Annotated in this window: 17 protein-coding genes; all 17 read left to right on the top strand. The window is 38.5% G+C overall.

Annotation, left to right across the window (positions count from 1 at the left end; translation table 11 throughout):
* The first annotated feature begins 13 nt into the window (after nt 1-13).
* The 17 genes from hslV (at nt 14) to fliL (ending at nt 14,787) form a co-directional block, all read left to right on the top strand.
* Nucleotides 14-556, top strand: a complete 543-nt coding sequence (hslV, locus tag AC3WJG_RS05010) for an ATP-dependent protease subunit HslV (RefSeq protein ID WP_013058884.1) — start codon at nt 14-16, stop codon at nt 554-556.
* A 16-nt stretch (nt 557-572) separates the two neighbouring features.
* On the top strand, nt 573-1,973 hold the full coding sequence (gene hslU / locus AC3WJG_RS05005) for an ATP-dependent protease ATPase subunit HslU (RefSeq protein WP_013084801.1): 1,401 nt from the start codon (nt 573-575) through the stop codon (nt 1,971-1,973).
* Nucleotides 1,974-2,001: 28 nt separating this feature from the next.
* Nucleotides 2,002-2,781 carry a GTP-sensing pleiotropic transcriptional regulator CodY gene (gene codY / locus AC3WJG_RS05000; RefSeq protein ID WP_013058882.1) on the top strand — a complete coding sequence of 260 codons (780 nt, stop codon included), beginning with the start codon at nt 2,002-2,004 and terminating at the stop codon, nt 2,779-2,781.
* A gap of 442 nt (nt 2,782-3,223) precedes the next feature.
* On the top strand, nt 3,224-3,613 hold the full coding sequence (flgB, locus tag AC3WJG_RS04995) for a flagellar basal body rod protein FlgB (RefSeq protein WP_028410807.1): 390 nt from the start codon (nt 3,224-3,226) through the stop codon (nt 3,611-3,613).
* 2 nt (nt 3,614-3,615) lie between these two features.
* Nucleotides 3,616-4,065 (top strand): flagellar basal body rod protein FlgC, encoded by a 450-nt coding sequence (gene flgC, locus AC3WJG_RS04990; RefSeq protein WP_028410808.1) that lies wholly within the window; start codon nt 3,616-3,618, stop codon nt 4,063-4,065.
* 12 nt (nt 4,066-4,077) lie between these two features.
* Nucleotides 4,078-4,368 carry a flagellar hook-basal body complex protein FliE gene (gene fliE, locus AC3WJG_RS04985; protein ID WP_050689647.1) on the top strand — a complete coding sequence of 97 codons (291 nt, stop codon included), beginning with the start codon at nt 4,078-4,080 and terminating at the stop codon, nt 4,366-4,368.
* Between the two features lie 49 nt (nt 4,369-4,417).
* Nucleotides 4,418-6,010, top strand: coding sequence for a flagellar basal-body MS-ring/collar protein FliF (gene fliF, locus AC3WJG_RS04980; RefSeq protein WP_028410810.1), 1,593 nt, complete (start codon nt 4,418-4,420; stop codon nt 6,008-6,010).
* Nucleotides 6,011-6,021: 11 nt separating this feature from the next.
* Nucleotides 6,022-7,041, top strand: a complete 1,020-nt coding sequence (gene fliG / locus AC3WJG_RS04975) for a flagellar motor switch protein FliG (protein WP_028410811.1) — start codon at nt 6,022-6,024, stop codon at nt 7,039-7,041.
* On the top strand, nt 7,034-7,822 hold the full coding sequence (fliH, locus tag AC3WJG_RS04970; protein WP_098331904.1) for a flagellar assembly protein FliH: 789 nt from the start codon (nt 7,034-7,036) through the stop codon (nt 7,820-7,822). Before fliG ends, fliH begins: the two co-directional genes overlap by 8 nt.
* Nucleotides 7,797-9,110, top strand: coding sequence for a flagellar protein export ATPase FliI (gene fliI / locus AC3WJG_RS04965; protein ID WP_028410813.1), 1,314 nt, complete (start codon nt 7,797-7,799; stop codon nt 9,108-9,110). Before fliH ends, fliI begins: the two co-directional genes overlap by 26 nt.
* 2 nt (nt 9,111-9,112) lie before the next feature.
* Nucleotides 9,113-9,556, top strand: coding sequence for a flagellar export protein FliJ (gene fliJ / locus AC3WJG_RS04960; RefSeq protein ID WP_013058874.1), 444 nt, complete (start codon nt 9,113-9,115; stop codon nt 9,554-9,556).
* Between the two features lie 9 nt (nt 9,557-9,565).
* Nucleotides 9,566-10,183, top strand: a complete 618-nt coding sequence (locus tag AC3WJG_RS04955; RefSeq protein ID WP_102812608.1) for a MotE family protein — start codon at nt 9,566-9,568, stop codon at nt 10,181-10,183.
* 17 nt (nt 10,184-10,200) lie between these two features.
* Entirely contained in the window at nt 10,201-12,840 is a 2,640-nt protein-coding gene (locus AC3WJG_RS04950; RefSeq protein ID WP_337133939.1) for a flagellar hook-length control protein FliK, read from the top strand.
* Between the two features lie 9 nt (nt 12,841-12,849).
* Nucleotides 12,850-13,278, top strand: coding sequence for a flagellar hook assembly protein FlgD (flgD, locus tag AC3WJG_RS04945; RefSeq protein WP_098333992.1), 429 nt, complete (start codon nt 12,850-12,852; stop codon nt 13,276-13,278).
* 25 nt (nt 13,279-13,303) lie between these two features.
* Complete coding sequence (gene flgG / locus AC3WJG_RS04940; protein WP_028410817.1) at nt 13,304-14,107, top strand: flagellar basal body rod protein FlgG; 804 nt, start codon at nt 13,304-13,306, stop codon at nt 14,105-14,107.
* A gap of 35 nt (nt 14,108-14,142) precedes the next feature.
* Entirely contained in the window at nt 14,143-14,352 is a 210-nt protein-coding gene (locus tag AC3WJG_RS04935) for a flagellar FlbD family protein (RefSeq protein WP_025750317.1), read from the top strand.
* Between the two features lie 3 nt (nt 14,353-14,355).
* Entirely contained in the window at nt 14,356-14,787 is a 432-nt protein-coding gene (gene fliL, locus AC3WJG_RS04930; RefSeq protein WP_028410818.1) for a flagellar basal body-associated protein FliL, read from the top strand.
* The last annotated feature ends 16 nt before the right edge of the window (nt 14,788-14,803 follow it).

Below are 14,803 nucleotides of genomic sequence, written 5' to 3'. Positions count from 1 at the left end.
AGGAGGAGTTAATTTGTCTACTTTCCATGCTACTACGATTTTTGCGGTTCAGCATAACGGTCAATGTGCCATGTCTGGGGACGGACAAGTAACGTTCGGTAATGCTGTTGTGATGAAACATACTGCTCGAAAAGTAAGACGTCTATTTCAAGGGCAAGTTCTTGCCGGCTTTGCAGGTTCAGTAGCTGATGCATTCACTCTTTTTGAATTATTTGAAACGAAGCTTGAAGAGTATAACGGAAATCTTCAGCGTGCAGCCGTTGAGCTTGCTAAACAATGGAGAAGTGACAAAGTATTGCGAAAGTTAGAAGCAATGCTTATTGTTATGAACAAAGATAACTTGCTGTTAGTATCAGGAACAGGTGAAGTTATTGAACCGGACGACGGCATTTTAGCAATTGGATCAGGCGGAAATTATGCTTTATCAGCGGGACGTGCATTAAAACAACATGCAGGCGAACATTTAACAGCTAAAGAAATTGCAAAAGCAGCTTTAGATGTAGCAAGTGAGATATGTGTTTATACAAATGATCATATTATTGTAGAAGAACTGTAGGAAAGGGGATTTTTTTATGAATTCTCATTTAACACCTCGACAAATTGTAGAAAAGCTCGATCAGTATATTATTGGTCAAACGAAGGCAAAGAAAGCGGTCGCTGTTGCGCTGCGAAATCGCTATCGACGCGGTCTGCTAGACGAATCTTTACGTGATGAAGTTGTGCCGAAAAACATTTTAATGATTGGTCCTACAGGTGTGGGTAAAACCGAGATTGCACGCCGCTTAGCTAAGCTTGTCGGTGCACCTTTTATTAAGGTTGAGGCAACAAAATTTACGGAAGTTGGATATGTAGGACGCGATGTAGAATCAATGGTTCGTGATTTAGTGGAAACGTCAGTTCGACTTGTGAAAGAAGAAAAAATGAACGGCGTGCGTGATCGCGCAGAAGAAAATGCAAACAAGCGGATAGTAGAGCTTCTTGTTCCAAGCAAAAAGAAGCAGCAATCGTTTAAAAATCCGTTTGAAATGATTTTTTCAAACGGTACACAGTCAAGCGATGCGGATCCTGATCAAGACGAGGAAACGAATATTGCAACGAAGCGCAAGCAGATTGCTCATCAACTTGCTTTAGGAGAGCTTGAAAATCATTATGTCACAATTGAAGTAGAAGAGCAACAGCCTTCTATGTTTGATATGTTACAAGGTTCGGGTATGGAACAAATGGGCATGAACATGCAGGATGCCTTAAGCAATTTTATGCCTAAAAAACAAAAAAAGCGCAAGCTTACTGTTAAAGATGCACGAAAAGTATTAACAAATGAAGAAGCGCAAAAATTGATTGATATGGATGAAGTTACGCAAGAAGCTGTGAATCGTGCAGAACAATACGGAATTATTTTTATTGACGAAATTGATAAAATTGCTCAGAAAAGTGGTAATTCATCTTCCGCTGATGTTTCACGTGAAGGCGTGCAGCGAGATATTTTACCAATTGTAGAAGGATCAACGATTGTTACAAAATATGGCGCAGTCAAAACTGATCATGTTTTATTTGTAGCAGCCGGTGCTTTCCATGTATCAAAACCGTCGGATTTAATTCCAGAATTGCAGGGGCGATTCCCAATTCGCGTTGAATTAACGAAGCTAACCGTTGAAGATTTTATAAACATTTTAGTAGAGCCAGATAATGCGTTATTAAAGCAATATGCGGCATTATTGGAAACTGAAGGTATACAAATTGAATTTTCTGACGATGCTATACGTAAGATTGCAGAAATTGCATATCAGGTAAATCAAGATACAGATAATATTGGTGCAAGAAGGCTTCATACGATTTTAGAACGTTTGCTAGAGGATTTATCGTTTGAAGCACCGGAAGTAACATTAGAGAAAATTGTGATTACTCCGCAGTACGTGGAAGAAAAACTAGAAAAAATCGCTAAAAACAAAGATTTGAGTCAATTTATTTTATAGAACTGAAATCGCAGGAGGAAGAGTACTAATGGATTTATTAGGGAAAACTAGAAAGATTAATGCAATGCTACAAAAAGCAGCTGGTAAACCAGTAAACTTTAAAGAAATGGCTGAAACACTTTGCGAAGTGATCGAATCAAACGTATTCGTAGTAAGCCGTCGCGGTAAATTATTAGGAATCGCTGTTAAGCAGCAAATTGAGAATGCGCGTATGAAAGATATGTTAGAAGCACGCCAGTTTCCAGAAGAATATACTCAAAGCCTATTTAACATTCAAGAAACATCTTCTAACTTAAACATTGAAAGTCAATATACAGCTTTTCCAGTTGAAAATAAAGACTTATTTGATGCAGGACTAACAACAATCGTTCCAATTATCGGAGGCGGAGAGCGTCTAGGTACGCTTGTACTATCTCGTTTAGACCGTCAGTTCGAAGACGATGATTTAATCCTTGCTGAATACGGTGCAACGGTAGTAGGTATGGAAATTCTTCGTGAAAAAGCAGAAGAGATTGAAGAAGAAGCGCGTAGCAAAGCTGTTGTACAAATGGCAATTAGCTCATTATCATACAGTGAGTTAGAAGCTATTGAGCATATCTTTGAAGAGTTAAATGGAAATGAAGGACTATTAGTCGCAAGTAAAATTGCTGACCGCGTTGGAATTACACGTTCAGTAATCGTAAATGCGCTACGTAAATTAGAAAGTGCTGGCGTTATCGAATCACGTTCTTTAGGAATGAAAGGAACTTACATTAAAGTTCTTAACAACAAATTCTTAGTAGAGCTTGAAAAATTAAAATCTAACTAAGTTTATGAACCAAAAAGCACACGGGCTTTGCCCGTGTGCTTTTTTTGTATGCTCTCAGTACAAAAAGATTCGCTGTGGGTTAAGACGATTCGTTCACTATTTTTATAAATCTTTAACAAAGTTCATATAAAAATCTAAAAATTATATTATAGAATCTTTAAATAGTAAAAAGATACTAGTTGATTACAAATCGTTACTTTTATTACATATTGTTCAGGACTTATGGTATATATTTTGATTTTAAATTAAAAAAATAGAGCTAAAGTATAGCATTGATGTTAAAATATGCTTGGAAAACGAATGAAAATTTTGGTTTATAGTCCAAAAGTTCTTAAAAAAGGATAGACATTGCATGAAGTTTTTCTTACAATAAGTTCTATGGTACTAAAGTCGAAATTTGTCTCATTTTGAGAAAAATAGAATAGATAAGCAGGTGTAAGAAGTGAGTTTGTTTTCAACTACTTTTCAAACAATTGAAAATGGAATTAGCTACGCGTCCCAAAAGCAGCAGACGATTGCACAAAATATCGCCAACGTTGATACTCCAAATTATAAATCGAAAACAGTATCGCGTACGAGTGAATTTCGAGATTTATTACATAACGAGTTAGAAGCATATCAGACTGATTCAAAACATATCCCATTTTCCGGTTCATCCCAGCGAGTGATTACCCAGCAACGAAACACTTCCTATCAAGCAAACGGAAACAATGTGGATATGGATAAAGAGATGGCGGATATGGCTGAAAACCAAATTTACTATGAGGCGCTAGTAGATCGTTTAAATGGAAAATTTAATTCTCTTCAAACAGTCATTAGAGGAGGTAAATAAGTTTGACTATTTTTCAAAATATGAATATTACATCTTCAGCTTTAACTGCCAATCGTTTAAGGATGGACGTTGTTTCATCTAACATGGCGAATGCTGAAACGACAAGAGGGACGTACGTTAATGGTGAGTGGCAGCCTTACAAAAGAAAAATGGTTGTCATGCAGTCTGATCGTTCGCCTTCTTTTTCGTCCCTCTTACACTCCGAAATCAATAAAAGTCAAAACAATGGTGTAAAAGTCACAGATATCGCAGAAGATAATACTCCTTTTAATTTAGTGTATAACCCGACGCATCCAGATGCGAATGACCAAGGGTACGTGCAGATGCCGAACGTAGATCCTTTAAAGGAAATGACGGATTTAATTAGTGCTACTCGATCTTATGAAGCAAACGTGACGGTCTTTAATACAAACAAAAGTATATTAACAAAGACGTTAGAAATTGGGAAATAAAGGAGCGATAAAATGATTAATGGTATCAGCAATCAAATAGCAATGGCAAAAACAGCAGCTTCTACTAGCACTGGACAAACAACTCAACAGTTTTCAACGTTTTTAAAAGACTCAATCAATGAGTTAAACAATACTCAACGCGCTTCGGATATAGCGACTGAAAAGCTTGCTAAAGGAGAAAACGTCGAACTCCAAGATGTAATGATTACTGCTCAAAAAGCAAGTATTACGATGCAAACGGCTCTTGAAATACGCAATAAAGCTGTTGAAGCCTATCAGGAAATGATGAGAATGCAAATGTAATTGAGCGGTTATTAAACAAAATGAAAATAGTAATAACCGGAGGAATACCATGAATGAAAGAATAGCTCTTTATCGAGATAAGATGAAAGTCTTTTGGAATAACCGCAAAAAAGGACAGAAAATAGCCCTTATCGCTGCTCCTCTTGCCGCTATTCTAGTCATTAGTTTAGCATCTGTTTTTTTAAACAAGGATAAATTTGTCCCTCTTTATAGCAATCTATCGGCTCAGGAAACAGGACAAATCAAAGCAGAGCTTGATGCTAGAAGCGTTCCTTCAGAAATCTCTGATAACGGAACAACCATTTCGGTGCCTGAACAAAGCGTTGACTCGCTAAAAGTTGATTTAGCTGCACAAGGAATTCCTGATAGCGGAAGTATCGACTATTCATTTTTTGGGAAAAATGCGAGCTTTGGTATGACAGATAATGAATTTGATGTGTTAAAACTCGATGCGATGCAAACTGAATTGGCTAATTTAATGAAAAACATTCAAGGAGTCAACGATGCAAAAGTGATGATTACCCTTCCCAATGAAAGCGTATGGGCGAATGAAAAGCAGGGAGAAGCATCAGCATCGATTGTGCTTAATACAAAGGCTGGTTATAAATTTGATGATCAGCAAATTAAATCTCTTTATCATTTAGTATCCAAAAGTGTGCCAAACCTTCCTACAGATAATATCGTCATCATGAACCAATATTTTGAGTACTTTGATTTAAAAGGTAACGAAACGAATTCAGCTTCTAGCTCATTTGCTTCGCAGAACGAAGCGAAAAAAGAAGTTGAGCGAGATATTCAGCGTCAAGTACAGCAAATGCTAGGAAGACTGGTCGGTCAAGACAAAGTAATGGTCTCTGTTACAGCAGATCTTGATTTTACACAGGAAAATCGCGAAGAAAAGCTAGTAGAGCCTGTTGATAAAGATAATATGCAAGGAATTGCCGTTAGCGCTGAAAAAATTAATGAAACATTTTCTGGTAAAAATGCTCAAGATGGAGGCGTTGCTGGAACAGGAGAAGAAGATACAACAAATTACTCATCTAGTACAACAAGTGGAGACGGAGACTACGAAAAAAACGAAGAACGAATTAATTATGAAGTGAACCGAATTCATAAAGAAATCGTCGAAAGTCCATACAAAATTCAAGACCTTGGCATTCAAGTAATGATAGATCCGTCCAATGCAAAAGGGAAATCACAGGTTTCCGATACGCTTGAGTCAGATGTTCAAAAAATGTTAGGTACAATTGTCCGTACTTCTATTTCAAAAGATGCAAATACGAAAGCTCTCTCGGATAACGCGGTCAGCGATAAGATTACCGTTTCCGTTCAGCCGTTTAATGGACAAGAAACAGCTGACAACACAGCAAGTTCAATTCCATTGTGGATGTATATAATCGGAGGTGCACTGCTGCTTATTATTGTTGTTCTTATTGTGCTGTTGGTTAGGAAAAGACGTCAAGACTTAGATGAAGAGGAATATGATGAAGAGTATGATGAAACTTTTGAAGCATATGAAGCGGCACAAAAAGCCCCTGTTTTAAATGCTGAACAGCAAACAAAAAGCAATCTTGAAACGTTAGCGAAGCAAGACCCGGAAGAGTTTGCAAAACTGCTGCGAACATGGATTAGTGAGGATTAGGAGGAAAGCTAATGGTAAAGGCTATGCAAAAAAATGAGTTAACTGGAAAGCAAAAAGCAGCAATTTTGTTAATTTCTCTCGGTCCTGATGTATCAGCTTCTATCTATAAACATCTCAGTGAAGATGAAATTGAGCAACTAACGCTTGAAATTTCTTCAGTGAGAAAAATAGAGCCGTCTCTAAAAGAAGCTGTTCTTCATGAGTTTGAACAAATAACGCTTGCTCAAAACTACCTTGAAAAAGGAGGAGTAAGCTATGCGAAACAGGTGTTAGAAAAAGCACTTGGACCAGAGCAGGCTATGATGATTATCAATCGATTAACTTCTTCTTTGCAAGTTCGTCCGTTTGACTTTGCCAGAAAAGCTGATCCTATGCAGCTGTTAAATTTCATTCAGCATGAGCATCCTCAGACGATTGCCCTTATTTTATCTTACTTAGAGCCGCCGCAGGCAGGACAAATCTTATCATCACTGCCTCAGGAAAGGCAAGCGGATATTGCAAGACGGATTGCAACGATGGGAAGTACGTCTCCGGAAGTCATTAATGAAGTAGAGCAAATTTTAGAGAGAAAGCTTTCTGCTACTGTTACCCAAGACTATACCCAAACAGGTGGTTTAGAAGCAGTAGTTGAAGTATTAAATGGAGTAGACCGAGCAACTGAAAAAATTATTATTGATACGCTTGAAATTCAAGATCCGGCATTAGCAGAAGAAATCAAACAGCGAATGTTTGTATTTGAGGATATCGTAACGCTCGATAACCGTTCTATTCAGCGTGTGATACGAGATGTAGAAAATGATGATTTATTGTTGAGTTTAAAAGTAGCAAGTGAAGAAGTGAAATCTATTATTTTTAAAAATATGTCTAGCCGTATGGTGGAAACGTTTAAAGAAGAAATGGAATTTATGGGTCCTGTGCGTTTGAAAGATGTAGAGGAAGCTCAGTCACGTATCGTTGCTGGAATTAGACGTTTAGAAGATGCTGGTGAAATTGTACTAGCTCGAGGTGGAGGAGACGATATTATTGTCTAATATCATTAAATCAACTTATACAAATAAACTTTCAGACGAAAATGCAAAGCATATTCAAGTTATTCCATTTGGTTTTCCGATACAAGATGAGCCCACAGAAGAACATCTTCAGCAAGAAAACGCACAGCACGTTATTGAACAAGCGCACAGTGAAGCTGAAATAATAAAGGCCGAGGCAGACGCTTACCGAAAACAAGCTCAAAACGAAATTGAACGTTTGAAAAAGCAGTGGGAAGAAGAGAAGGTGCTGCTGTTTCAACAAGAACAAAAGCGAGGCTATGAAGAAGGATACGAAGAAGGGCTGCTTCAAGGAAAACAAGAGTATGAGCATGTATTAGCCATGTCGCGAAACATTGTTGACGAAACAAAGAATCAGTACTACGAATATATAAATCAATCTGAAGAAGTCATCTTTGAATTAGGTTTCACCCTAGCTGAAACGATTTTAAATGAGCAGCTTCAAAGAGATGAATCATTTTTACCACTTGTTGCAAGGTCTTTAAAAGAAGTTAGAGAACATAAAGAAATCCAGCTTTTTGTTTCCCCGAAAAAATATGCATATGTATGTGAACATAAACGAGAACTGTTCGATTTATTAAACGGAGAAACCGGGCTATTTATTTATGCGGATGAAAATCTTCAGGAAATGGATTGTGTCATCGATTCCTCTTATGGGCGTCTTGTTGCGTCTTTTGATAGCCAGTTAACGGAAATGAAGAAAAAATTAAAAGAACGTTTGTTAGAGGAGAGTAAAAATGAAAGTCGCACAACTCATTCATGAAATCCCGCGCACATCTTCTTTTAAACGGTACGGGAAAGTCAGCCGAGTAGTAGGAATGATGATTGAATCTAAAGGACCTAGAACGTCAATAGGAGATGTTTGCTTTATTCATCTTAGTGAACGAGGAGATAAAATTCGTGCAGAAGTTGTTGGTTTTAACGGGGAGCACGTCGTTTTAATGCCTTATACGTCTGTTCGATATATCGGACCTGGCTGCCTAGTGGAAACGACAGAAAAACCTCTGCAGGTAAGCGTGGGGAAAGAGTTAATAGGTCAAGTGCTTGATTCGTTAGGGAACCCTTTAGACGGGTCTGAACTTTCTCAATATTTGCCGTTTGTTTTAACCGATCAAGATCCCCCTAATCCCTTAGAGCGTCCGCCTATTGAACAGCCGATTGAAGTAGGGGTACGAACAATTGATAGTTTGCTAACAGTAGGTCAAGGGCAGCGCATAGGTATTTTTGCAGGAAGCGGTGTTGGTAAAAGTACGCTGCTCGGGATGATTGCACGCAATACAAAAGCAGATATCAATGTCATTGCCCTTGTAGGCGAGCGAGGAAGAGAAGTTAGAGAGTTTATTGAACGAGATCTTGGAGAGGAAGGGTTAAAGCGCTCCGTTGTAGTAGTTGCTACCTCGGATCAGCCTGCTCTGCTTCGAATGAAAGCAGCATATACAGCTACTTCTATTGCTGAATACTTTCGAGATGAGGGGATGAGCGTCATGATGATGATGGATTCTGTTACCCGTGTAGCAATGGCTCAAAGAGAAATTGGATTAGCCGTAGGTGAACCTCCGACTACCAAAGGTTATACACCATCTGTTTTTGCTAGCTTGCCAAGGCTGCTTGAACGTACAGGAACTAATCAGCATGGATCTATTACTGCTTTTTACACTGTATTAGTAGACGGTGATGATATGAACGAACCTATTTCGGATACGGTGCGAGGCATTATAGACGGACATATTGTACTAGACCGGGAGCTGGCCAATAAAGGTCAATATCCCGCCATCAATGTCTTAAAAAGCGTTAGTCGCGTGATGAACCATATCGTAAGTGAACGGCATAAAGAAGCAGCTGAAAAACTGCGTTCATTAATGGCTACCTATGCTAATTCTGAAGACTTAATCAACATAGGTGCCTACAAAAGAGGATCTTCTGCTTACATTGATGAGGCCATCCACTATCATCCCGTCATTGATGCATTTTTAAAGCAAAAAACGAACGAACATCCATCATTTGAAACAAGTGTAACAAAGCTCTGTGAACTGTTTGTGAAAGGTGAGTAAATATGGCATATGAATTTAGGTTATCTAAAATAATGGCAATCAAGTCAAATGAAAAGGATGAACTGCTATCTCAATATAATCAATCTCTGCAGCAGTTTGAAACAGCGGGTGAAAAGCTTTATAAAAAGCTAAAAGAAAAAGAAACGCTGATTGAACAGCATACGGGCAAAATGAAGCAAGGGCTTTCTATTTTAGAAATTACATCGTTTCAGCAGTTTTTAACAAGTGCCGAACGAGTGATTGAGAGGCTGCAACAAGAGGTCATGTTTGCAAGACAGCAAATGAACCTAAAGAAACTGAAGCTAGAAGAAAAGAACATAGAAGTAAAGAAGTATGAAAAGTTAAAAAAGAGAGACTACGATTCTTATATAACCGCGGAAAAACAGTTAGAAGCGAAGCAAATGGATGAGCTGTCGCTACAGCAGTATATGCTGCATAGGAATTAGGTGGAAAACATGGCTAATCAAAAAGAGTTAAGAGAAGAGTACGAAGAAGAAAAGTCTTACAGTAAAAGCCAAGTGTTTTTATTTTTAATCTTTATTCCAGCAGTGTTCTTCATCTTGGCGGCTTATATTGTTCTGATGCTTTTAGGCGTTAATGTAAATGATAAAGTTTCGGCTATTACACACGCCATTCCATTTGTATCAAGTGAACAGTCGCAAAAAAATGAAAATATTCAAGAAAGCAATGAAGAGATACAAAAGCAGGTTGAAAGTCTTCAAAAGAAGCTGAGCACAAAAGAAAAGCAAATCGCAGCTTACGAGAAAACGATCACTACAAAAGACCGTCAAATGGATGAACTAAAAATTGAAATGCGCGATATGGAAGAAAAAGCCGACGATGAAGCGAAAAAACAAAAGAACAATCAGCTGGCAAAAAAAGATGTCATTGCTACCTATGAAAACATGTCTCCTAAAAATGCAGCGCTCATCTTTGCCGAATTAAAAGAAGACAAAGCGGTCGCGATGCTTAAGCAGTTCAAAGCGAGTACAAGAACGGCAATCTTAGAAAAAATGGATCTGAAAGTAGCTGCACGCTATACGACATTGTTAACAGATCAGATTGATGAATAAAAGCAGAGGTGAAAACAGTGGAAATTTCACTACGTCCAGCAGCTGCATCAAAGGTAAAGTGCGATGAAAAAGCAGCTGCTAGTCAGACACAGGTTTTTTTTGAAGAAATTGTTCAGCAGCTTAAGCAGCTAGATGTGCAGCCTTTAGCGCGCGGGGAGAAATCATCGGATGAACAAGCGATAGATCGAGACGTCTTCAAGGCGGTCGGGTTAATGGCGATTCAGTTAAGCGAAGCAGAAGATGAAGAAGATGAATCGTCTGTCTTGTACAAACATCTAGCCGAGATGATCGGTAGTATTCCAAGTAGTCTAGATTTGGAACAGCCGCTTCTAAAGCTGCAGCACGTGTTAACAGACATGCAGCGGGCACCTGTTCCATTTGAAACAGACAGTCAAGAACAATATTTGTCTTCTATTTCTACCTTGTTAACCATTTGTAAAAATACATCATCTGCGTTTCAAACAGAATTCGCTCAGCTGATGGAAGAACTACAAAAACCGCAGCTGCAGTCAGTGAAGCTTTCGGATTCGCAGCTTCAAGGCTTGCAGAAAGCTGCTGCTGAAAAAATAGAGAAAATTCATAAACAACCACGTGTATTAACCGATACCTTACATGAAAAGCGCTCTGCTGGTTTCTTCGCCGTTGTTCATGCGGCTCCAACAAGTTCTGTAAGAGATATGGACGCTGTTCATAAAGAGGAAAAAGTGCCACTTTTTAATCAGCTTTCTTGGAAAAGAGATGTGGTTTTACGTAACGAAAGTATGAATAGGAATAGTTCAAAAAAGGATAGTGAAGTTTCTTTCACTGCTAACACGGACGGGGCGACGTTAGAAAATAATCCATCATCTTTTAAATCTAAAGAAGTATCTAAGGTCCAAGAATTTTCTATTGATCTAGGGCAAGTAAAATCTGATCATCAACAGTCTGACAATCTGTTAAATGAGCTGCGAAAAATATGGAGTAGAGCTTCGATCAGTGCTGAAGAAGGAACATCCAAGCTTTCCATTAAATTGTTTCCAAAGCAGCTAGGGACGATTTCAATTGAAGTCCTTCAACAAGACAATGAAACAATTGCGCAGGTTGTGGTATCGTCAGCGAAAATAAAAGAGCTATTAGACACCAACCTTTTGACTTTACGGCGAGTTTTAAATTCTCAGCATGTATCCGTTGATGAAGTCGATGTGGCCGCTGTTGGAGCAGCTCCAGAAAGTTCTATAACAGATATGAACGCTTTTGGTAAAGAAGAAAAAGGGTCGCAGTTTTCTATTGATTTAAGGCAAGCAAAATCAGACTATCAGCAGTCTAGGGATTTGGTGAATAATCTGGAAAAAATATGGAGTGAAGCTTCCATCAGTATTGAAAAAGGAGCATCCAAGCTTTCCATTAAGTTGTTTCCAAAGCAGCTAGGGACGATTTCAATTGAAGTGTTTCAACAAGACAATGAAACGGTTGCACAAGTAGCTGTATCATCAGCGAAAACAAAAGAGCTGTTAAATGCCAACCTTTTTAGATTAAGACAAGCTCTCACGTCTCAGCATGTATCGGTTGAACAAGTGGGTTCGGTGGGCGTTCAAGCAGCTCCAAAAAGTTCAGTAACAGATATGACTGCTTTTGGTAAAGAAGAAAAAGAGCTGCAGTTTTCTATGGGTTTAGGGAAAGCGAAATCAGATTATGAACAGTCTAGCGATCTGGTAAACGAGCTGGAAAAAATATGGAGTAAAGCTTCGATTGGTTCTAAAGAAGGAGTATCCAAGCTTTCCATTCAGCTATTTCCAAAGCAGCTAGAGAAAATATCAATTGAAGTGCTTCAACAAGACGATGAAACGATTGCGCAGATTGTAGTATCGTCAGCAAAAACAAAAGAGCTGTTAGATGCCAATCTTTTCAGATTACGGCAGGCTCTTGGGTTTCAGCATGTATCGGTTGTACAAGTGGGTATGGACGCTGTTCATACAGCTTCAGAAAGTTCTGTGAAAAATATGAATGCTTTTCCTAAAGAAGAAAAAGTACCGTTTTTGAATCAGCTTTCATGGAAAAAAGATGTGGTTGTACCCAGCGGAAGTGTAGATACCAATAGCTTTTTAAAAAATAGCGAAAGTCCGGCAGGTACACACACAACCGGGGCGACAGTAGAGAATCAGCCATCATCCTTTGGAAGTGGAGAAATGCCTAAGCTTCAGCAGTTCTCTATTTATCTAGGGCAAGCAAAATCTGACTATCAGCAGTCTAGCAATTTGGTAAACGAGCTGCAAAAAATATGGAGTAAAGCTTCGTTTAGTACCGAAGAGGGAACATCCAAGCTTCTCATTAAGTTATTTCCAAAACAGCTAGGTGCGATTTCAATTGAAATGCTTCAGAAAGACAGCGAAACGGTTGCGCGAATTGTCGTATCGTCAGTAAAAACAAAAGAGTTATTGGACTCCAATCTTTCAACTTTGCGGCACGGTCTCGCGTCTCAGCATGTATCAATTGATAAAATCGATGTGCTACTGTCGGAACAAGCGGTGTCGTATAACAATGAAAATGATCAGCAAAAAGAAAGACAGGAAAAAGAAGCGTTTAAAAAAGAAGAAGAAGATCAAGATTCACAACAATTGGAAGAATCGGCTTCCTTTCTATCTTCTTTTGAATCAGCGCTCATTAACTACAACGTATAGGTGATAACAATGACAAATGAAATTACGTCTGACTTGTATTTAAGCAATAGGAACACACAAGTGAAGCAAACGGGAAACAGCTCGCTTGGCAAAGATGACTTTTTGAAGCTTTTGATTGCTCAGCTTCAAAATCAAGATCCAATGAATCCAATGGAAGACAAAGACTTTATTGCTCAAATGGCTCAGTTTTCATCTCTTGAACAAATGACAAATATGAGCACATCGCTCAATACGTTTGTAACGCAGTCTCAGGCTTCTCCTATTTTAAAAGGAAGCGAATTAATTGGTAAAACGGCTGCATGGTTAGATGAAGAAGGAAATAAAAAGCAAGGAGTCATTTCAACAGCATCCGTCAAAAACAATGAGGTATCGTTTACGATCAACGATGAAAATCATACGGTACTTTCGCTAAACGATATCTTAGAAATAAGCAGTTAACCAACCAAATTTAAGGAGTGATTTTATGTTACGTTCGATGTATTCAGGAATCAGCGGCATGAAAAATTTTCAAACCAAATTAGATGTCCTAGGAAATAACATTGCCAATGTTAATACATACGGCTATAAAAAAGGACGTACAACGTTTCAAGATTTAGTAAGTCAGCAGGTAGCAGGAGCGACGGCACCGGCGGGGAACCGTGGAGGTGTTAATGCTAAACAAGTCGGGTTAGGTTCACAGATTGGCACAATTGATACAGTTCAAACGGCGGGAAGCATTCAGTCAACGGGACGTCCGCTTGATTTAGCTATTTCTGGTGACGGCTATTTTGTTGTAAATGATGGAACATCAGACTATTACACAAGAGCGGGGAACTTCTATTTAGATAAAGATGGTTATCTAGTGACAGGTGATGGACTATTTGTACAGGCCACTAATGGGAAAATTAGGATTGATCCAACTACGGCTAAAAGCTATAGCATTGGGTCAAACGGAACCGTTAATATTGTTGGGCTAAATGGAAACATGCTTCCGAATCCTCAAACTATCAAACTTGCAAAGTTTGCTAACAATGAAGGACTTCAAAAAGCAGGAGGAAATTTGTTCACTAATACTCCAAATGCAGGATTGGTTACAACTCCTGCAAACATTACTCCTGGAAACAGCGGTACAGGAACATTAATTTCAAGCGCCCTTGAAATGTCCAACGTTGATTTATCGGAAGAATTCACGGATATGATTGTTGCACAGCGCGGATTTCAAGCGAACACAAGAATTATTACAACATCCGATGAAATACTGCAAGAGCTAGTGAATCTAAAACGATAGGCGGGAGGAAGGAGTAGGTATTACTCCGGTTAATTATGATCACTTTAACAAGGCTAAACGGCAAAACATTTACGTTAAATGCGCTCTACATCGAGCAGGTTGAGGCATTTCCTGATACGACCATTACGCTAACGAATAACAAAAAGCTGGTGGTAAAGGATTCAGTTGAAGAAGTGAATGAGAAAGTGACGAGTTATTATCAGCGAATTAACGTATTAGGGCTGCAGCAAACGACGGAGGAATAAAGTGTGTTTAAAAATAAGCTAGTTAGTAAGATGATTATTATTCTGCTTTCTTTTACGTTAATAGGAAGCGTTGCTGTTATCGTGACGTTAAAGTATACAGAGCAGGCAAGTACTGAAAAAGGTCCATCTATTGACGATGTGATCAAAGCTTCTGTGGATGTAACGGATATTAAAACAAATTTAAAAAGCAATAACTACATCAGCATCTCTTTTAAAATTCAAATGGATAGTAAAAAAGCAGCGGCAGAGCTTCAAAAAAGAGATTTTCAAGTAAGGGACATTATTATCAAAAGGCTCTCAGATATGAGTGCTCAAGATTTTGAAGGAACGCAAGGACTCAGCACGTTAGAAACAGATATTGCAAAGCAAATTGATCAATTAATGGAAAACGGACATGTTGTTAAAATTTATACAACGTCTAAAGTGTTGCAGTAAAGAAAAAGGGAGGGAA

It is taken from the genome of Priestia sp. FW507-14D1A (assembly GCF_058781295.1).
This window is presented reverse-complemented; position numbering and strand designations above follow the sequence as displayed.